General features: G+C 35.6%; 15 protein-coding genes. 5 read left to right on the forward strand and 10 right to left on the reverse strand.

Going from position 1 to position 19,301, the window contains the following annotated elements; all coding sequences use genetic code 11:
* Positions 1–317 precede the first annotated feature (317 nt).
* Positions 318–809: a hypothetical protein gene (locus tag N7659_RS00700; RefSeq protein ID WP_263275332.1), complete on the forward strand. Its 492-nt coding sequence runs from the start codon at positions 318–320 to the stop codon at positions 807–809.
* Positions 810–920: 111 nt separating this feature from the next.
* On the opposite strand, the gene dinB is transcribed toward N7659_RS00700, so the two are convergent.
* A complete protein-coding gene (gene dinB, locus N7659_RS00705; RefSeq protein ID WP_263275333.1) occupies positions 921–2,015 on the reverse strand; it encodes a DNA polymerase IV in 1,095 nt (364 codons plus the stop codon).
* A 204-nt stretch (positions 2,016–2,219) separates the two neighbouring features.
* Between dinB and pflB the strand changes: the two genes are divergently transcribed.
* Positions 2,220–4,532 carry a formate C-acetyltransferase gene (pflB, locus tag N7659_RS00710; RefSeq protein ID WP_411575287.1) on the forward strand — a complete coding sequence of 771 codons (2,313 nt, stop codon included), beginning with the start codon at positions 2,220–2,222 and terminating at the stop codon, positions 4,530–4,532.
* Positions 4,533–4,595: 63 nt separating this feature from the next.
* Complete coding sequence (locus N7659_RS00715) at positions 4,596–5,036, forward strand: GNAT family N-acetyltransferase (protein ID WP_263275334.1); 441 nt, start codon at positions 4,596–4,598, stop codon at positions 5,034–5,036.
* Between the two features lie 46 nt (positions 5,037–5,082).
* On the opposite strand, the gene N7659_RS00720 is transcribed toward N7659_RS00715, so the two are convergent.
* From N7659_RS00720 to gla, 4 genes are all read right to left on the reverse strand, one after another.
* Positions 5,083–5,862: a hypothetical protein gene (locus N7659_RS00720; protein ID WP_263275335.1), complete on the reverse strand. Its 780-nt coding sequence runs from the start codon at positions 5,860–5,862 to the stop codon at positions 5,083–5,085.
* A 193-nt stretch (positions 5,863–6,055) separates the two neighbouring features.
* Positions 6,056–6,982: a serine hydrolase domain-containing protein gene (locus tag N7659_RS00725; RefSeq protein WP_263275336.1), complete on the reverse strand. Its 927-nt coding sequence runs from the start codon at positions 6,980–6,982 to the stop codon at positions 6,056–6,058.
* Positions 6,979–7,734 (reverse strand): CppA family protein, encoded by a 756-nt coding sequence (locus N7659_RS00730; RefSeq protein WP_263275337.1) that lies wholly within the window; start codon positions 7,732–7,734, stop codon positions 6,979–6,981. The genes N7659_RS00725 and N7659_RS00730 overlap by 4 nt, the downstream gene beginning before the upstream one ends.
* A 151-nt stretch (positions 7,735–7,885) precedes the next feature.
* The gene (gla, locus tag N7659_RS00735) at positions 7,886–8,743 is read right to left on the reverse strand and encodes an aquaglyceroporin Gla (RefSeq protein ID WP_263275338.1); all 858 of its coding nucleotides are present in this window, start codon (positions 8,741–8,743) and stop codon (positions 7,886–7,888) included.
* A gap of 125 nt (positions 8,744–8,868) precedes the next feature.
* On the opposite strand from gla, the gene N7659_RS00740 reads away from it, so the two are divergent.
* Both N7659_RS00740 and N7659_RS00745 read left to right on the forward strand, forming a co-directional pair.
* Positions 8,869–11,145, forward strand: coding sequence for a Xaa-Pro dipeptidyl-peptidase (locus N7659_RS00740; protein WP_263275339.1), 2,277 nt, complete (start codon positions 8,869–8,871; stop codon positions 11,143–11,145).
* Between the two features lie 104 nt (positions 11,146–11,249).
* Entirely contained in the window at positions 11,250–11,705 is a 456-nt protein-coding gene (locus N7659_RS00745) for a DIP1984 family protein (RefSeq protein WP_263275340.1), read from the forward strand.
* 265 nt (positions 11,706–11,970) lie between these two features.
* Here the strand turns inward: N7659_RS00745 and N7659_RS00750 are convergent, their stop codons facing one another.
* The 5 genes from N7659_RS00750 to N7659_RS00770 all read right to left on the reverse strand — a co-directional run bounded on the left by N7659_RS00750 (position 11,971) and on the right by N7659_RS00770 (position 19,216).
* Positions 11,971–14,631: a pneumococcal-type histidine triad protein gene (locus tag N7659_RS00750; protein ID WP_263275341.1), complete on the reverse strand. Its 2,661-nt coding sequence runs from the start codon at positions 14,629–14,631 to the stop codon at positions 11,971–11,973.
* Between the two features lie 134 nt (positions 14,632–14,765).
* Complete coding sequence (locus tag N7659_RS00755) at positions 14,766–15,449, reverse strand: hypothetical protein (RefSeq protein WP_263275342.1); 684 nt, start codon at positions 15,447–15,449, stop codon at positions 14,766–14,768.
* A 78-nt stretch (positions 15,450–15,527) separates the two neighbouring features.
* Positions 15,528–16,064, reverse strand: coding sequence for a GNAT family N-acetyltransferase (locus tag N7659_RS00760; RefSeq protein ID WP_263275343.1), 537 nt, complete (start codon positions 16,062–16,064; stop codon positions 15,528–15,530).
* Positions 16,065–16,283: 219 nt separating this feature from the next.
* A complete protein-coding gene (gene ulaG, locus N7659_RS00765; protein ID WP_263275344.1) occupies positions 16,284–17,375 on the reverse strand; it encodes an L-ascorbate 6-phosphate lactonase in 1,092 nt (363 codons plus the stop codon).
* A gap of 170 nt (positions 17,376–17,545) precedes the next feature.
* A complete protein-coding gene (locus N7659_RS00770) occupies positions 17,546–19,216 on the reverse strand; it encodes a BglG family transcription antiterminator (protein WP_263275434.1) in 1,671 nt (556 codons plus the stop codon).
* Between the last annotated feature and the right edge of the window lie 85 nt (positions 19,217–19,301).

Here is a 19,301-nt window from a genome sequence, read left to right on the forward strand (position 1 = left end):
TTTTTAGAAAACGGTTACAAAATATATTTTAGCACTTCAATTTCTATTTGTACACAATAAAATATTAATTCACATATTATTTCAATTTCGTATTTTAATAATTTTAATGTAAAATTGTCATTTCCTTTTAAATTATTTCTTTCCGAAAAAAGTGCTTTTTGTTTTTATCATAAATTTTTACACTCAGATAATATAGTTTTTCTTGCTAAATTGTCTTTTCTTATCAAAAAAGAAGTGATTATGATTTTATTTCTATTTTATTTTTGAATAAATATGGTATAATAAAAGTGTTTAATTTTATTATGAGGAGAAGAAAAATGAAGTCAGTAACAAAAATTCGTCAATCCATTAGAACAGGGACAATTGCCATTATGGCAATTAATATCTTTTCGATTATTATGTCTATGTTTTCTATTTGGAGCATCTATTTCACTTTGAATAATATCGACCAGATTGCTGCAAATGATCCAATTCTAGCTGATGTTATACGAGAAAGTGCTACACCTGTCTTTTTTGTTCAAATGATTGTTGGAATTATTATCTTAATAGCTATTTCTTTTCTTTGCTTCCAAAATCTAAAACGCTTGAAGCAAGAAGAAATGGTGAAAAAATTACCTTACTACATTGGAATTGCCTACACTCTTTTTAACATTATTTTAACTATTATCACTGCTATAAATTCAGGTGCAGCGTTATCTTTATATATTTTTATTCTTCCAGTCATTATCACTGCCATCTATGCCTTTACCTTATATAAAGTCAGCGAATTAGAAGATAATAACACTCAAGAAGATTCACTAAATATCTAACCATATTAACAACAGCGTAGCTAGTATAGCTACGCTGTTGTTTCATATTTTTTAATACTAAACTTATAAAAGTCGTTATAACTACCTTTCTAAAACGAGACTAATTCTACCTCACACATCAAGTAAAATATCGTGACTAGTGTCTTCAAAACCACTTATTGTCACACCCAATAGTCGAACCCCTGTTTTATTTTCAGGAAGACTTTCAAATAATTGATAAACTTCTTGTTCAATAATATCTTTGTCTTGCGTAGCTTCTTCAAGGCTACGTCTTTTTGTTTTGGTTTCAAAATCAGAATAACGAATTTTTAGGATGATAATTTTCCCATACCTGTTCATTTCTTCTAAGACCTTAACCACTCTTACCACTAACTTTGTTAATTCTGCCTGAATATCTTCTTCTGTGTATAAACGTTTGGCATAGGTTTTTTCTTTACCAATGGATTTTCTAATTCTATCAGTTCGTACTGGGCTGTTACTAATACCCCTTGCCTTACGAAATAGGTCATAGCCAAAGCGACCAAAAGTGTCAATGAGCTCCTGTTCTGAGTAGGCTAGGAGATCTGACCCTTTTTTGATACCCATTTTTTGTAATTGCGCAACGGATTTCACCCCGACACCATGAAATTTTTCAATCGGTAAATCAGCTAAAAAAGCTATCGCATCCTCTGGTAAAATGATGGTTAAACCTTTTGGTTTTTGGTAATCACTAGCTAGTTTAGCTAAAAATTTATTGTAGGAGACACCTGCCGAACAAGTAAGCTTTAATTCTTTCCAAATATCATATTGAATGAGTTTAGCGATTTTAATGGCAGAAGAGATGCCGAGTTTATTTTCGGTCACATCAAGATAGGCCTCATCAATACTGACAGATTCAAAAATAGCTGTGTAACGTTTGAAAATACTTCTAATTTGTTTAGCAACCGCTCGATATTTCTCATGATTTCCTGAAATAAAAATAGCTGTTGGGCATAACTCATAAGCCTCTTTTGAACTCATGGCTGAATGAATACCATATTTTCTTGCTTCATAATTTGCTGTTGCCACAACTCCTCTGCCACCTGTTTGTCTAGGGTCACTCCCAATCACCACGGGTTTTCCTTTTAATCTTGGATTGTCCCTTTCTTCAACAGACGCAAAAAAGGCATCCATATCAATGTGGATAATTTTTCGTGAGATATCATTAACCAAAGGATAAATTAACATGGCAAACCTCCAAGACTATTATACCGTTTATTTCATTTTCTGAAAACAATCAAACTTATAATACAGTTTATCTGTTCTAGTCAACTGTATTATAAAAGAATTACCTTGTAAAGCCCATTTTTTCTTGTTGGTAGCGATTACTATGTGATAAAATGAAGGTGTAAAATATAACAGATTAGCTAAAACATAATAAGGAGAATTCTTATGGCAACTGTAAAAACAAATACTGACATTTTTGAAAAAGCTTGGGAAGGCTTTAAAGGCACTGATTGGAAAGAAAAAGCAAGTGTGTCTCGTTTCGTCCAAGCTAACTACACCCCTTATGACGGTGATGAAAGCTTCTTAGCTGGTCCAACTGAACGTTCTCTTCATATCAAAAAAATTGTTGAAGAAACAAAAGCACACTATGAAGCAACTCGTTTCCCATACGATAACCGTCCAACGTCTATTGCTGATATTCCAGCAGGATTTATCGACAAAGAAAATGAACTCATTTTTGGTATTCAAAATGATGAGTTGTTTAAATTGAACTTCATGCCAAAAGGTGGTATCCGCATGGCTGAAACCACTCTTAAAGAAAATGGTTATGAACCAGATCCAGCAGTTCATGAAATCTTTACTAAACATGTGACTACTGTTAATGATGGTATTTTCCGTGCTTACACTTCAAACATCCGTCGTGCTCGTCACGCGCACACTGTTACTGGTCTTCCAGATGCTTATTCTCGTGGACGTATCATCGGTGTTTATGCACGTCTTGCCCTTTATGGTGCTGACTTCTTGATGCAAGAAAAAGTGAACGACTGGAATGCTATCACTGAAATCGACGAAGAAACTATCCGTCTTCGTGAAGAAATCAACCTTCAATACCAAGCACTTGGTGATGTTGTTAAACTTGGTGATCTTTACGGTGTTGATGTTCGTCGTCCAGCAATGAACGTTAAAGAAGCTATCCAATGGGTAAACATTGCCTTCATGGCAGTTTGTCGTGTCATCAATGGTGCCGCAACTTCTCTTGGACGTGTGCCAATCGTTCTTGATGTTTTTGCAGAACGTGACCTTGCTCGTGGTACATTTACTGAATCAGAAATCCAAGAATTTGTTGATGATTTCGTTATGAAACTTCGTACCGTTAAATTTGCACGTACTAAAGCTTATGACCAATTATACTCAGGTGACCCTACTTTCATCACAACATCAATGGCTGGTATGGGTAACGATGGTCGTCACCGTGTGACTAAGATGGACTACCGTTTCCTAAACACTCTTGATAACATTGGTAACTCTCCAGAACCAAACTTAACCGTTCTTTGGACTGATAAATTGCCTTATGCATTCCGTCGCTACTGTATGAGTATGAGCCATAAACACTCTTCAATCCAATACGAAGGGGTAACAACAATGGCTAAAGATGGTTATGGTGAAATGTCATGTATCTCCTGTTGTGTGTCACCACTTGACCCTGAAAATGAAGAAAAACGTCACAACATCCAATACTTTGGTGCTCGTGTAAACGTCCTTAAAGCTCTTCTTACAGGTCTTAATGGTGGTTATGACGATGTTCATAAAGACTACAAAGTCTTTGATATCGACCCAGTTACATCAGATGTCCTTGACTTTGATGAAGTAAAAGCTAACTTTGAAAAATCTCTTGACTGGTTGACAGACACTTATGTAGATGCTCTTAACATCATCCACTACATGACTGATAAATACAACTACGAAGCCGTTCAAATGGCCTTCTTACCATCACATCAACGTGCCAACATGGGATTTGGTATTTGTGGATTTGCAAACACAGTTGATACACTTTCAGCGATCAAATACGCTACTGTTAAACCAATCCGTGACGAAGATGGCTACATCTACGACTATGAAACAATTGGTGAATTCCCTCGTTGGGGTGAAGATGACCCTCGTTCAAATGAACTTGCTGAATGGTTGATTGAAGCTTATACTACTCGTTTAAGAAGCCACAAACTTTATAAAGATGCTGAAGCAACTGTGTCACTTCTTACAATCACTTCAAACGTTGCTTACTCTAAACAAACTGGTAACTCTCCGGTTCACAAAGGTGTATACTTAAACGAAGATGGTTCAGTAAACCTTTCTAAACTTGAATTCTTCTCACCAGGTGCTAACCCATCAAACAAAGCTAAAGGTGGTTGGTTACAAAACCTTAACTCACTTGCAAGCCTTGACTTTAGCTATGCTGCTGATGGTATCTCACTTACAACACAAGTATCACCTCGTGCACTTGGTAAAACTTATGATGAACAAGTTGAAAACCTTGTCACAGTACTTGATGGTTACTTTGAAAATGGTGGTCAACACGTTAACTTAAACGTAATGGACCTTAACGATGTTTATGAAAAAATTATGGCTGGTGAAGATGTTATCGTTCGTATCTCAGGATACTGTGTTAACACTAAATACCTTACACCAGAACAAAAAACAGAATTAACACAACGTGTCTTCCATGAAGTTCTTTCAATGGATGATGCCTTACAAGGTTAAGCCTTACTCCTCAAACAACTTTGTCAGTCTTGACAAAGTTGTTTTTTTCGTTACAATGACACTATGGAAATAAAATATACTTTACAAATAAACAATACCATTTATCAAGATGCTCTAAGGATTCGAAAGGAAGTTTTTGTCAAAGAACAAGGAGTCTCAGAAACGATTGAAATAGATGATAAAGAAGACAAATGCCTCCACTTTGTTCTCTATGATGATGATCAAAAAGCTGTCGCCACAGCACGTTTATTCCCTGTCAATACTCAGCAAGTCATTTTACAAAGAATGGCTGTTCTAAAAACATTTAGAGGACAACATTTGGGCCAAATTCTCCTTACAACAATACTTGATGTTGCTAGTAAACAACATTACAAGGAGATGATTTTACATGCTCAGCTATCGGCTAAAGTTTTTTACCAAAAATTAGGTTTCACAGCTTATGGTGAGATTTTTGAGGAAGCCGGCATTAAGCACATCTCGATGAAAAAAAGCCTATCACTTTAACAAGTAATAGGTTTTTTTATTGTGGTTTTTTTAAGTCTTTTCACACTTAAGAGGCTAATGCTAACCATTCCTCTAAAGTGAGGTTTGCAATCACATGTGGAACACCAGATTCATCCGGCTCAAAAATAATCGTTTGACCAGCATTTAAGTAGTAACCATAAGCTTTCTCAAACTTTCCTTGATGGGTGAAAAGAACAATATTCTCACCGGCTGGTGGTGGTGTCACTGTCCAATTCCTTAATCCTTGAAGAGAACGTTCTAATTCATCATTATCACTAAAATTGAGTGAACCTGTCAAATCACGATTCATCATTACCGGTTCACCCATGGCAGCAACAGCATGTTGGTAGACAAAATAATATTGACTAGACCATACAGAACTGATTGGTACATTTAGACTTTTATAAACATTTCCAAGTTGAGTCATATTATCAATACTGCTAGAAGAAATGCGTTGACCATCATCAATAGAGCCAGGAATAGACTCACCACCACTACCACCAGAACCGGTATAGCGATGGATAATAACAAGGCCTCCATTAGCTAGACGTTCTTTTAAGTCTGTTGGCGTGGTTGGTTCAGTGTCACCCAGTTCATTGGTTGTCGCTGTTATAAATTGGTTGTTTTCATAGGCCGTATTAAAAATTTGTGCGGCTGGATCATCATTAACTTCAGAAGCTTGATTTGCTTCTACTTCTGTTGTCATTTCACTGACTTTCTTAGTTTCTGTCATTTTTGGTTCTGAGGAATTGTTAGCATTTGCGCATGCCACTAAAAAAATCGCTAAGATTAATACCACAGGAATAAAGAGTTTTCGTTTTGTCATCATTTCTCCTCCTTTAATAATCAAACCGTTGCTTATTTAAAAGAACAACCGTTTTATGATAGAGACAGTATAACAAATATCTTATGAGATAAAAAATATTCTGTTTTGGTGAGTCTATTAGAAAACACCAGTAGCAAAAGCTACTGGTGTTAATTTTTTATTGTTTTTATCTTATCATCACAACGAATCATGACTAGCTAAGGACGGATATCATCACATCTCTTAGTTCTCTTCTTTTAGCAATCCATAAAGGTCTATCATCATAAAGATAGGTTCTATTGGTCAAAAAAATGACGGCTTGTTGCGTGTGACGATTAAACATTACAAATGGACCTGTGTAGCCAGTGTGATCTAACCAATGACCATTCAAATTCCAAGCTAGAGAACGGTCTTTGTTAGAAAAAGCATAATCTTTGGTTAATTGACTGGCAAAATCATTTGTGAGGTAATGCATCATAAAAATTTCCAAGTCTTTTAATGTTGAAAATAATCCAGCAGATCCAGAATGGACTCCTAAAACACGCGCTTTAGGGTCATGAACAAGTCCTTTTGAAGCGGTTTTTGACGTTGGCACACTCTCGGTTTTAGGAGAAAAACCTGTCTTAGTCATTCCAAGAGGTTGAAACAATTTCTGAGAAAAGAGTTTATCCAAAGACTCTTGGTAATAATACTCAAGTAAAAAACCTAGAAGAAGAAAATTGATATCAGTGTATAAAAAATGCTTGTTGTCAGTCACCTTTATCTGATGAATCGCTTCTTTTAGCTCCTGTGCTTCCAGCTGATCTCGATTTTTGATAAAAGGATCAATCCCAGAAGTATGCGTCACTAATTGTCTAATTGTGACGCTATCATTGTTGAAAAAAGGGTAATAAGTCTTAAAAGGTTCATCGAGCTTAAAAGTGCCATCATTGATGAGGTAAATCATTAAGGTTCCGACACCAACAACCTTTGAAACGCTCGCTAAATCATAGGAAAGATTCTCCTTGGTTAAAACCCCTGGAGTCGTTTCTCCTAGATAGTATTCCTTCCAACCCTTATCGTAAATGGCTAAACTAGCTCCAAGATAAAGATTGTCACCTATTTGTTCCTTTATTTTTTCAATGATATTCTTGTAACTCATTCTTTTACAAACCAGATTTCAATATTACTATAATCAGAAACAACTAAAAGGTTTTGTTTCTTATCAAGAAAGACCGATAACCCATTTTGTTTCAAATGATTGCTCAAGGATAACAAATCATACTCTTTTGAGACGCTAAATTCTAAAATTTCTATATCCCAAGCGATGTGAGGTTCAATCGCTAAATCTTTACCCTCATTTTGGACAAAATCAATGTTGAGAGGTAATTGGTCTGCTAAAATGTCTTGATAGAAGGTTTTCGCTTTCTCAAGATCAAGAACATTTAAAATGATGTCCTCTACGGTATAATCAGCTAATCCTTTAAAAGATGCGTTTTGATCTAATTGTGGTCGATCCACTAATTTTAGACTAGAAACATCCTCTTCAGCATGGATTAAAAAGAGATCATTTTCGGGTGAGACAATCTCAAAAGCATAGCCATTATCTCCCTTAAACACTCGTTTAGCATCAGCACCATTGGCTAAGAGTGACGCAATATCTTCTTTCTTTTTGGCTTTGATAATCATTTTGTGTAATTTTTTGGGGCCATTAACAGCTCTTGTACGCATCGCTGGCGATTCTTCAATCGTAAAAATGGTTGCTGAACGTTCTAAACTCCCAAAAAAAGCAAGAGCATTCTCTTCTGATAATAATCTTAATCCTAGATTATCTTGGTAAAATTTGATATTCTCATCACGGTTGTTCACTCTTAAAACGGGGGTTTTAAATTCAATATGGTCAAATAATGGCATGGCTCTCTCTTTCTGTTCAATTTTTTATTTTGTTTATTTTATGTGTTAGTGATATACCCTTACATTATCGTTATTTCACTAAAATTGCAATCATTATGCCCTTTTGATTTCAAAAATAGCATAGAAAAAGAGGTTAAAACCTCTTTTCTTGTTAGTTCATGTACAACCATTTAAAAGTCAAGACTGCTAAAATACCTGCTAGGATAGGAACAAGAACTGGTACCCAAGCATACCACCATTTTGAATCAGATTTTGCTTCTCCTAATATTGATTTAGGGAGAAAATGATGGACGATTCGTGGACCAAGGTCACGCGCAGGATTTAAGGCAGGACCAGTTGGTCCACCAAGACTAACGACAAGTACTAAAACAAGAAAACCAACACCAACATGGGCAACTGATAGACTACCGCTGAGAATATGTGAAATCGAATCAAATGCTTCTTTGCTCGATATAGCACCACCATATTGATCAACAAGTTTTGAAATGGCTTCAGCTCCAAAATAGTTTTTAGTCAGAGCAAGAGCACCAAAGAATAGGACGAAAGAACCAACAAATTCATTGGCCACACCATTAAATAAAGAAGCTTTTTGACTTTCTTTAGTGCCATCATCTAAGGCCGAAATGGTTGAAAATGAGCCTAGGATTGGATTAGGTTGTTCAGTTTTTCTAAAATAGGGATGATAAACACCAACAACAACTAACTGACCAAACATAGCACCTAATAATTGCGCTACAATATATGGAAAAACATGTTCCCATGGGAATAATCCTGAGACTGCTAAACCGATTGTAAAAGCGGGATTGATATGGTTTCCAGAAACATTACCAAACATTAAAGCAGGCATCATTACCCCTAAACCATAGCCAAAAGCGATAACCAACCAACCACTATTGTTTCCTTTAGTGCCTTTTAAATCAACATTTGCAACAGCACCATTTCCTAAGATGATTAAAAGAGCAGTTGCGATAAACTCTGTAAGGTATTTCACAGTCCATGTGATATCCATTTTATTTTTATTCCTTTCGCATTTAACTTTTTTTAGACAAGTAACATTCTATCAAGTATAATAGAGATTGTAAAGATGTTATAATCATTTAAAACGCTTACATAAAAAGGAGTTTGAAAGAGCATATGAAATATAATCAATATAGCTATATTGACACGAAAAAAGAGCAACAACTTGCTGAATTACAAGCATTAGGTTTTGAGTTATCAGACCATCAATCAAACAAAGAAAAGATGGCACATTTTGTCAAAAAAGCCTTTTTACATTATTCTGATAAGGAGTTTGCTCTAAGTCGTCTTATTGCTGATAAAGAAACTGATGTGTTAACCTTTTTGAAGGCTGACACACCTCTTATTGATGAGATTTTCTATACCATTTCTTTGCAATTATTAGGTTTTATCCCAAACGTTGATTTTGATGATACGATGACCTTTATCAAAACAATAGATTTCCCAATCACTTATAATGAAGAAAATGTGATTGACAACCTCTATCACCTCTTAAACACACGTGGTAAAAATGGGATGACGCTTATTGATCACTTGATTAGTCAAGGACTAATCAAACCAACCAATAACTATCTCTTTTTCAATGGAAAGAGTTTGCCAACGTTTGATACAACACAATTAATTCGTGAGATTGTTTATGTAGAAGCGCCGGTTGATACCGACCAAGACGGGCAACTAGATTTTATTAAAACAACGATTATTCGCCCAAAAACAACTCATCTTTTACCAACAATGATGATGCAAAGTCCTTATCATCAAGGCATTAACGATCCTGCATCTAATAAAAAGTTATACAAGATGGAAGATGACTTGAGTGTCAAAGAACCTCATAGCATTTCAGTAACAAATGAAGAAATAACTCTCAAAAAAACAACTCCTTCTACCCTTGAAGAGAGAAGTGCCGAAGAAAGCTTTAGTTTTACAAAAACGTACAGCCTTAATGATTACCTGCTTGCAAGAGGTTTTGCGAATATCTATGTTTCTGGCGTGGGAACTCTAGACTCAACGGGACTAATGACGAGTGGTGATTATCAGCAAATTGCATCCTTTAAAGCCGTTGTCGATTGGCTTAATGGCCGTGCTAACGCCTATACTAGTCATAGACGTGATAAACAAGTGAAAGCCTCTTGGGCAAATGGACTTGTTGCAACAACAGGGATTTCTTATCTAGGAACCCTCTCTACAGGTCTTGCCACAACAGGTGTGGATGGCTTAAAAGTGATCATCGCTGAAGCTGGCATTTCTTCTTGGTATGACTATTACCGTGAAAATGGGTTGGTATGTAGCCCTGGAGGCTATCCTGGTGAAGACTTGGATGTCTTAACAGAATTAACCTACTCACGTAATCTAGTTGCCGGTGATTATCTAAAACACAATGAACATTATCAAAAATTCCTCAAGGAACAATCACAAGCTTTAGATAGAGAAAGTGGCGATTACAATCAGTTCTGGCATAATCGTAATTATGTCAACCATGCTGATAAAGTCACTGCTGAAGTGGTTTACACTCATGGACTCCAAGACTGGAATGTGAAACCACGCCATGTTTATAATATCCTAAACGCCTTACCTGAACAGGTCAAAAAACACGTCTTTCTTCATCACGGTGCCCATGTTTATATGAATAACTGGCAATCCATCGACTTTAGAGAAAGCATGAATGCCCTTTTAAGCCAAAAATTATTAGGTCATGATAATGGCTATACGCTACCGAGTGTTATCTGGCAAAATAACCAAGAAGCACAAAGTTGGGAAACCCTTGAAACTTTTGGTTCAAAGAAAAAAGAAAGTATGCCATTGGGTGATAAAGAAGCTATCGTTCAAAATCACTATGATGACGACACTTTTAGTCGATACAGCAAACAGTTTAGAAACTTTAAGTCTGACTTATTTGATAATAAAGCTAATGAAATTATTGTTGATATTACGTTGGAGAAAGATCTTCACATCAATGGAGAAATCACTCTTAATTTGAAAGTGAAATCAAGTACTAACAAAGGACTCCTCTCTGCTCAAGTGTTGGACTTTGGTAAAGCTAAAAGACTTGGTGATAATCCAAGAATTATTGATGGCAAAAGTATTGATAATGGTATTGATTTTGCAAGAGACCACCTTATGGAATTACCTTTTGCAGAAAGCCCATATCGTGTCATTACTAAAGGAGTCCTTAACCTGCAAAACCGTACTAACCTGCTAACCGTTGAAAGTGTGACGCCAGAGGAGTGGATGACCTTTGACTTTAAGTTACAACCAACCATCTATCGCCTTAAAAAAGGAGATAGTATCCGTGTCATTCTCTATACGACAGATTTTGAACATACCATTAGAGATAATAGTGATTATAGCTTAAGCGTTGATTTAGCAGAATCTACAATGACAATGCCGATTGTATAACCATTTATATCGGTATAATTGAGGTTCTCATCTTTGCTAAAACTCTTCCTGTTGTGATATAATCACTAAAATAAAAACTCTATTTTTTAGGAGGGTAATTAAAAATGAAACTAGCAGAAGCATTAATTCTTAGATCAGATTTACAAAAAAGACTGGAACAAATTAAAAATAGATTAAATCAAAATATTTTAATTCAAGAGGGTGATGACCCTAGTGAAAATCCCGAAAAATTATTGAAGGAATATACCGGTCTCCAAAATGAACTGATAGAAATTATCAAAGCCATTAATAAAACAAATTATCACACTAAATTTGATGATAAAAAGACGTTATCAGATGCTCTTGTCAAAAGAGATGCTCTTTTAGCCAAGAGAAATATGCTTAGTGAGGTTGCTGATGTTGCTAGTCAAAAACAAGCTAGGTATTCAAGAAGTGAAATTAAATATGTCAGCACTGTTGATGTCAAAAAATTACAAAAAGAAATAGACAGTCTCTCAAAAGCCTTTAGAGAATTAGATACAGCTATTCAAGGCATGAATTGGCAGATTGATCTTCTTTAATACGAGACGGTAGCTTCTGATATAAAGGTGAGTATAACTTTGTTTAGGCAGACTTTGGGGCAAGGTCCGTGGTTCGAATCCACTTTTTACAACTGACGCCCAGAACTGTTACCACTGAACAAATCACAATTAATTGTCACTACCACATACTAATTTATATCCGTTGCGAGGGTGGGTACGGGGAATTATATCATGTCATAAACCATCACAAAAAGCTTCTATCCTTTTGATAGAAGCTTTTTTAGGTGTCTTAGTAGAATGATTATTAATACTCAAAGTTAGCCAATTCATCACTAATAGGGGTTGGATTAGCTGTCTCATCGACATTAGAAGCCAATAAATCATCTAAATCATTGATCATTGGTGTTGGCTCCTCTTTAGGTGAAGAAGACTCATCTGTCGTTTCTTCACTCGTTGGTGGGAATGGATCATCTGACTCATCAAATCCTGGTGGGAACGGGTCAAAGTCCTCTCCAAATGGGTCAGCCAAATCATCGGATTCTGGTGTAAATGGATCATAGTCTGGTCCAAATGGATCATCCAAATCATCATTTTTTGGCAACTCCTCACGTTTGGTGAAAGAAATGGTGTATGTTGTATCCTCTTCAACCGGTTTATTAAAGTTAGCGATGATATGTGACATATCCCCTGCAACATAACCATCTTTTGCTTGAGTAGCTGGTGGGAAAATGCCAGCTTGACTAAGTGATGTTCCTTTTCTAATCAAGTAAACAACAGCTCTTCCACGTCCAACTGGGCTAATCAATTCACCATTTTCATCTGCTTGGAAAGCAACAGCGGCATATTTTTCAGGATTATGCCAATAATAATTAGGATGTCTTTGTGGGTCATTTTTGTCTGTTGGATGATCTGGATTTTGAGCAAGATATGGACCAATTTTTAGACTAGTTGTCCCAAAAGCAGCTAAATTAATCGCAGCATTGACAGGCGAATTTTCATCTATTTCTGAAACAGAAACATTACGCCATTCAATAAACTCAAACCCTTCATTTGGAACAGGGGTCGGTATTTTCATTCCTTTTTCCTTAGCTTCTGCCCAAGTAAGATTGCGATTAACGAGATAGATGAAGCCTCCTTGAATGTTGCCGTCTAATTCTAATCGACCATTAGTGATAGTGGTGTATCTGATGGCAGTGAAATCTGATAAATCGATACCTGTTGTGTCATCAAATGGGCCATAAACATCTTTTGTAGGTGCTTTTCTGATTTTATCAAATGATGCGATAAAATGCTGACTTTCTCTAGGCATTTTACCTGACGTTGGCATTTCTTCTCGCCATCCTTTAAACAGACTTTTTTCTTTAGCCATGGTTTCTGGCATTGAGATCTCTAATTCAGACCAATCCAAATCCTTACGAACGAGATAGTAAATACGATTGACAAGGCCATCATTTCCTTTTAAATCACCAAATTCATTTTCACTACTAAATTCAAGCAGAATGAAATTTTTAATGTTTTGAACATCATCTACTTTAAAGTAGTCTTTGACATCTGCTTTTGACATTCTTGCTTGATGAACATCTGGGTAAAATGGGCCATAAACTGTTCCGGTTTCAATCTCTAGATTAGTTGTTTCGGTTGTTTCATCACGTTCTGGATCATCTGGAAGACTAGGATCAATTTTATAGATATGCGCATGGTCACCATGTCTGATCGACATATAATTACCTTTTATGGTAATATCCTCACGTCTCACTTGATAGCGCTCCATAAACTCTTTAATAAGTCTTTCTTTTCGCTCCTCAAGTGTTTCACCATCAATCGTTTCTTCAAGAGTTTCCTCAATGTCTTCTTCTGGTGTTTTAAACGGTTGTGTGATGTCGATGTCTTTTAACATTATCACATGACTATGATCTTCGTGAGGGTATTCAAAACCAATCTCCCCCTCATTTGTTTCAATCAATTTAATCAAGGAAGGATCAATGCCCAAACCAGCTGCTAAATAGCTAATTTCCTTTTGATAGGTCGGTTTTTTCTCTGGTGTTGGTGTTTTTTCTTCGTTAGAAGAATCTGGTAGTTCTGGCAATTGTTCTTCTTTAGAAGGTGCAGGCTCTTTTGGTGTTAGTGTTTTCTTTTCTGTAGAAGGTGCTGGTTGTTTGACTTGAGATTTTTGATACTCTTCAACAAGATAAGCCCATCGACTCTTTTTCAAATCATTAAAACTAAGCGAATGAAGATGGCCATTATGCCCCACTAAAATACCTGTTGTTGTACTTCCAGTAATATTATGACCAGTAAATAAGAAACCATCGCTAGTTGGGTAATCAAGTCCGGGAATACCATTTTGCGTTTGAATGGTTGGCGGTGCTATCGGTAATGGCTGCGTTCTAATCAATTGATTTGTTTGTTCTTTTTGTGTATTTGATAATTGAGATTTAAAAATATAATGATAATGATCACCATGTCTCACAGTATAACCATTAGCATCTTCAGCGACAATGTCATTTGGATTGAAGACATAACCATCATCTAGTTGGTAATTGCCTACCGCTTGATTAGTAGAAGAAATAGAAGAGTTTGGCTTAGCTGTTTCAACATATTCTTCTGGAATCAAATATGCCCACTTGGTTCCTTTTAACTCTGAATAAAAAATAAAGTGGCTATGATTACCATGCTTTAAGATGAGGCCATCTGCTGTTTTACTTTGAATTTGTGCTTCACTTGAAAATAAAAAGCCATCATCCGTTGGATAATCAACTCCAGAAACGCCTTTATTTTTTGGGGCGTCTTTTTTCTTAGTAGCATTACTCTTAGCTGATTTTTTGGTTTTCTTACTCTTTTTTGTTTCCTGATGTGTTTTAGCTGTCGTCTCTTTTTTTGTCTCTTGGTTTTGACAAGCTGATAAGACAAGTTGACAAGATAATAAAACTCCCATCACACCAAAAATATAGTTACGACGTTTCATTTTTAGTCCCTTTCTTAACCAGTAAATATTTCACCGGTTAAGTATATCATGATTTGTTATCTGGGACAATACTTTAAAGCTATTTTTGACAAAAAAATATCACTTGCACATCAAGTGATATCAGTCTGATATTGTTATAGTAAATGCCTATTTCGTTTCATTTCTTTTTCAGCTTTGCGTCGCTTGTTTTCTCTATTCATATGAAGGAAAAATGCTATCATACCAAGAACCACGCTGATACACATCCAATAAATAAGAAATGTATTATAGGACGCCGCATGTAAAATATCTTCATAAATAATATGCTCTTCAATATTATGCCGATAGCTCTTGTCATCCCATTCGAATTGCTCTTCTTCAATCGCGACATTAAACACGGGAATCGGATCACTCTCAGTACCCTTATGCTTTTTAAATTCTTCTGGGTTAATTTTTACCAGCAAGGATTTATCCTCCAAATCGCCAGACAAATCAATCCAAGCAAGGTCATTCTTTTTTTTATGATAGTAAAGCACATCATAGTAAGTTTGTTGGCTTACAATCAACTCACTTTCTCTAGAAAAACCAACGGCATGAAAATCGTCTGATTTAACGAGATGGTAAGACGATAAAGTAACAGACTCAGAATTCTTCACATAATCATCCACACTAACAAAGAGTTTAAGAATTATTGGAACAAGCAGCACGAAAACAAGAAATAAACCAGTACTTAAAAACGTTAGTGTTTCAAATGGGGTCAATTCTTTATTCTTTTTCATTTGATTTCTACTTGAAAAAGTTTGTGCTTCAATTGCGGTCATTTCTTTATTCTTTTTCATTCGACCTCGCTTTCTATCCTTATGAAACTGTTTAAAACAGATTTATCATAAGGTAATTATCATTTTCTACTAATTAAACTAAACTAATTTCTCTAAATCAATCCAGTATCTTTTTATATTTTCATCATCACCAGCATCATATCTCGTATCCTCATAGATACCACCATTAGCTAGAATTGTTTTTTCAGAACCAATATTGTCCTCTGCACAAGTGAGTAAGATTTTTTCAAGCCCCATTCTTTGAGCTTCCAACAAAGCTAAATGAAGTTGTCTAGTCGCATAACCTTTTAAGCGTTCACTTGGTTTAATCGAATAACCAATATGTCCACCAATGTTAAGTAGAAACGCTGTTTTAATATGATGTCTAATATTACAGATACCAACAATGGCATTATCAGATTGTCTGACACACAAAAAAGTCGTTGAGGGGGCTCTATCTGGTGGACAAGTTGTCTCATCAGACATCTTTTCAAGATAAGAAAGCCAATCAGCAATCTTTTCATACTGAGCTAAATTGGCACCCCCATAAATATGTTCCTCGCCAAAAGCCTCACGGTATGTCATTAGTTCTGCTTCATAGGCAAGGCTAGGTTTTATTAATAACAAGTCATCCATGAAACACCTTCAAAACTTTTCTATTATTATAACATATTTTAATAACAAGAAATGAGAAACTAATGTTTTGTCTCATGATGTTTACCTGATGACTCCCTTGTCATCAAAAAAAGTTTAATAAAAATACCCATCTTTTTTCAGAGATGAGCATTTTTATAATTTTTTCCAATAAAGGAGATTTTAGGAGTATGATTAAATAATTAGCCAGATGATAAGGCATTATAGAAGAGCCTTAAATTGAATATTAGAATCTTCTAAGAAGCAATCATCAAAACCACGTGGGTGATGATATTCCAAACGGTTCTTGTCTTGAGGGTAAGTGTATTTACCACCAACTTGCCAGATAAATGGATGGAAACCATATTGAAGACGTTCTTTACGCATGTTCCAAAGAGCGAGGATTTCATCCGTTGAGGCTTGGAAATTGGTCCAAATATCATGATGGACAGGAATAACGACTTTACAACGAAGATTTTCTGCCATACGAAGTAAGTCAATAGAAGTCATTTTATCTTGAATACCAATTGGGTTTTCACCGTAGTTGTTGATGGTGACATCAATATTAAAATCTCTACCATGTTTAGCAGTATAGTTTGAAAAATGTGAGTCAAAACCATGGTAAACTGTTCCACCAGGCATTTCAAAGACATAGTTAACTGCCTTACTATTCATTTCTTCATCAGTCACTGGTAGACCTTTTAAACTACCATTTTGAGCGTCTGCCCCTTTTACTGGTAAGGTTACGATACAAGTACGGTCAAACGATTCTACAGCGGTGATTTTCATATCTTTAAATTCTAGTGAATCACCAGGTTTGACAATAATCATACGTTCTTCTGGAACACCCCATCTCTTCCATGTTTCACCGACCTCATATGGTCCAATAAATTTAACATGATCTAGTTTTGGATTATTTAAAATAGCTGCCGCAGTATTGATACAGATATGATCACTATGGAAGTGAGATACTAAGTAATAATCCAACTCATTAATTAAAAATGGGTCAAGAACAACAGGTTGTGCTCTCAAGTTTGGTTGTAATTTACGAACACCAGCCATGTTGGCCATTTGATGTCCTGGAACCATATCTTTTACTTTTTTGGTTGATTTCCCACGACTAGAATAAAGGTCCATGACAACATTAGCACCACCTGGTGTCTTAATCCAGACGCCACAGTTTCCTAGCCACCACATGGAGAAATTGCCTTCAGGCACAACTTCTTCTTCAATTTCTTCATTTAACCATGTTCCCCATTCAGGAAAAGTGTTCAAAATCCATGATTCACGTGTTATCTCTTGTACTTTAGGCATTGATTTTTCCTCCAGATTATTTTTTCTACACTCTTAGTATAATCCTTAAAATCTCTAATAAAAAGACCAAGTCTCACACATTAAAGTGTTCAAAAATGGGTCGTTTGGACACAAAAAATACCCCAGCCTATCTCATCCTCTGTTCAGGTAGCTGAGGTGATAACAAAAGATTACGTTCTGGGGAAAATATCATTCATCAGTTCACGACGGATTAACTTCTCTATTTGGTGTTTTAATGCCTTGCGGTCAATATCTTCACTCACAAATTGAGAAATCGATTTATATAATTCTTCAGAAAGGTAGAAATTATCAGACAAACTTCCATGTTTTATAAAATGAATTAATCGGATAATATCTTCATCACTTAGAATTGGGTGAACTACCAAGAAGGGAAGAACAATTTCTAGACAACTACTGGTTGACACAACAAGAGTATCCTCTGAAATTAAATCGCTGACACTTTGAAACTGCTCCGTTGTAAAAATCGCTTGAACGTTACAATTTGGTAAGTAATGTTGAAACTGGTTAAGGAGTAATTTTTGTAAGCCAATACCATCATCAGAAACAAGAATGACTTCTGTCTTGGGAATTTCTTGCTTACTATTTTTAAAAGCACCACCTAGATGAATTGTAATATAAGCAATCTCATCATCATCAAAGGCAAGATCCCACTTTTCTTCTAAGATATGAATATGGGCTTTCGTTATTGTAAATAAGTCATGGTATTTTTCTTTGATATGAGCTGTCAAAGAGTTAGCTGCAAAGATACCATAGGTTTTTCGATAAATAAGTGCCTTACAATGAATCATCAACTGCTTGAGCAAATCATCTTTATGAAGAAATTCGATGTGACAACAATTTTCTATTTCTTCAATAAAGGTTTGTAGTGTGTGACGCATCTCTTCATAATCACGACTTTCAACGTGACTATCTTTGTCCTTTCGGAAAGAAAGCATCAGCATAGCCACAAGTCCTGTTTCAATATTATCAAGATGAATATCAAATTTTTGTCGTAATTGCTGAGCAAATTCTTTGGCAATCACGTATTCTTTGCGTTTCCAAATTAAATCAAAATCTTGGTCTAAACCACTTTTAATGTGATTGCTAAACTGCATATTACGGTAGCTAAGGAGAATAAAGGGTAAAATCTTAACCATAAACTGACTATCTTGACGATTGATGGTCTTGCCCAGACTAGTTTGAGAGGAGATGAGAAATTGTTCAATATAATCATGCACTTCTTTTGAGAAGTAAGTGGTTAATCCTAACGTTTCTTCTAATCTGTGGTCAAAATAATCAATAAAGCTAGTATTTTCACCGTGATAAATCCCATCTAAAACTTTGTACAGAAATTGAATCAAGGATAAGGGATGACACTCAAAATAATAGCCTCGAGACTTGCTAGCATGCAATTTGATACTATACTCTTTTTGTGCTAATTTTTCTCTTAATTCATTTAAATCATTTAAAACGGTATTTCGAGAAACATCATTAATCTGCATTAGTTTGTCGATAATGACACGCTCAGGAGAGATAGCAATGTAAACAGCAGATAGTTTTATTCGCTCATCACTTTTCATGACATAATGGTAGTCACTTACCTCATCTAAAAGTTTTTGACAAGCTTCTTTTTGCTCGGTGGTTAGTAAAATACCAATTCTTGGATAAGACTCTATCTGGTCAATGTGCTGAGGCAGTGCATCATTAATTTTCTCCAAATGATAATAAATTTTTCGCCTTGATTGGCCCAAAGTATGAGAAATGGTCATTACCGTCTCTGCCTCATCTAAATTGATTAAATAAGAAAGAAGGTCATAGCTTTTTTTATCTAACAACATCATCTCTAGGTCCCTCACTTTCACGATTCATCCTACTTACATTCTAACATAATTCCATACTTCTTAATAAGAAAAATGTTTAAAATCC

It is taken from the genome of Streptococcus sp. CSL10205-OR2, from assembly GCF_025660655.1.
Taxonomy (GTDB): domain Bacteria; phylum Bacillota; class Bacilli; order Lactobacillales; family Streptococcaceae; genus Streptococcus.

Coding starts and splice junctions, on each gene's coding strand:
- N7659_RS00740 (WP_263275339.1), top strand. CDS start 8,869: ATGAAATATAATCAATATAGCTATATTGACACGAAAAAAGAGCAACAA.
- pflB (WP_411575287.1), top strand. CDS start 2,220: ATGGCAACTGTAAAAACAAATACTGACATTTTTGAAAAAGCTTGGGAA.
- ulaG (WP_263275344.1), bottom strand. CDS start 17,375: ATGCCTAAAGTACAAGAGATAACACGTGAATCATGGATTTTGAACACT.
- N7659_RS00745 (WP_263275340.1), top strand. CDS start 11,250: ATGAAACTAGCAGAAGCATTAATTCTTAGATCAGATTTACAAAAAAGA.
- N7659_RS00730 (WP_263275337.1), bottom strand. CDS start 7,734: ATGCCATTATTTGACCATATTGAATTTAAAACCCCCGTTTTAAGAGTG.
- N7659_RS00725 (WP_263275336.1), bottom strand. CDS start 6,982: ATGAGTTACAAGAATATCATTGAAAAAATAAAGGAACAAATAGGTGAC.
- N7659_RS00755 (WP_263275342.1), bottom strand. CDS start 15,449: ATGAAAAAGAATAAAGAAATGACCGCAATTGAAGCACAAACTTTTTCA.
- N7659_RS00720 (WP_263275335.1), bottom strand. CDS start 5,862: ATGACAAAACGAAAACTCTTTATTCCTGTGGTATTAATCTTAGCGATT.
- N7659_RS00750 (WP_263275341.1), bottom strand. CDS start 14,631: ATGAAACGTCGTAACTATATTTTTGGTGTGATGGGAGTTTTATTATCT.
- N7659_RS00700 (WP_263275332.1), top strand. CDS start 318: ATGAAGTCAGTAACAAAAATTCGTCAATCCATTAGAACAGGGACAATT.
- N7659_RS00760 (WP_263275343.1), bottom strand. CDS start 16,064: ATGGATGACTTGTTATTAATAAAACCTAGCCTTGCCTATGAAGCAGAA.
- dinB (WP_263275333.1), bottom strand. CDS start 2,015: ATGTTAATTTATCCTTTGGTTAATGATATCTCACGAAAAATTATCCAC.
- N7659_RS00770 (WP_263275434.1), bottom strand. CDS start 19,216: ATGATGTTGTTAGATAAAAAAAGCTATGACCTTCTTTCTTATTTAATC.
- N7659_RS00715 (WP_263275334.1), top strand. CDS start 4,596: ATGGAAATAAAATATACTTTACAAATAAACAATACCATTTATCAAGAT.
- gla (WP_263275338.1), bottom strand. CDS start 8,743: ATGGATATCACATGGACTGTGAAATACCTTACAGAGTTTATCGCAACT.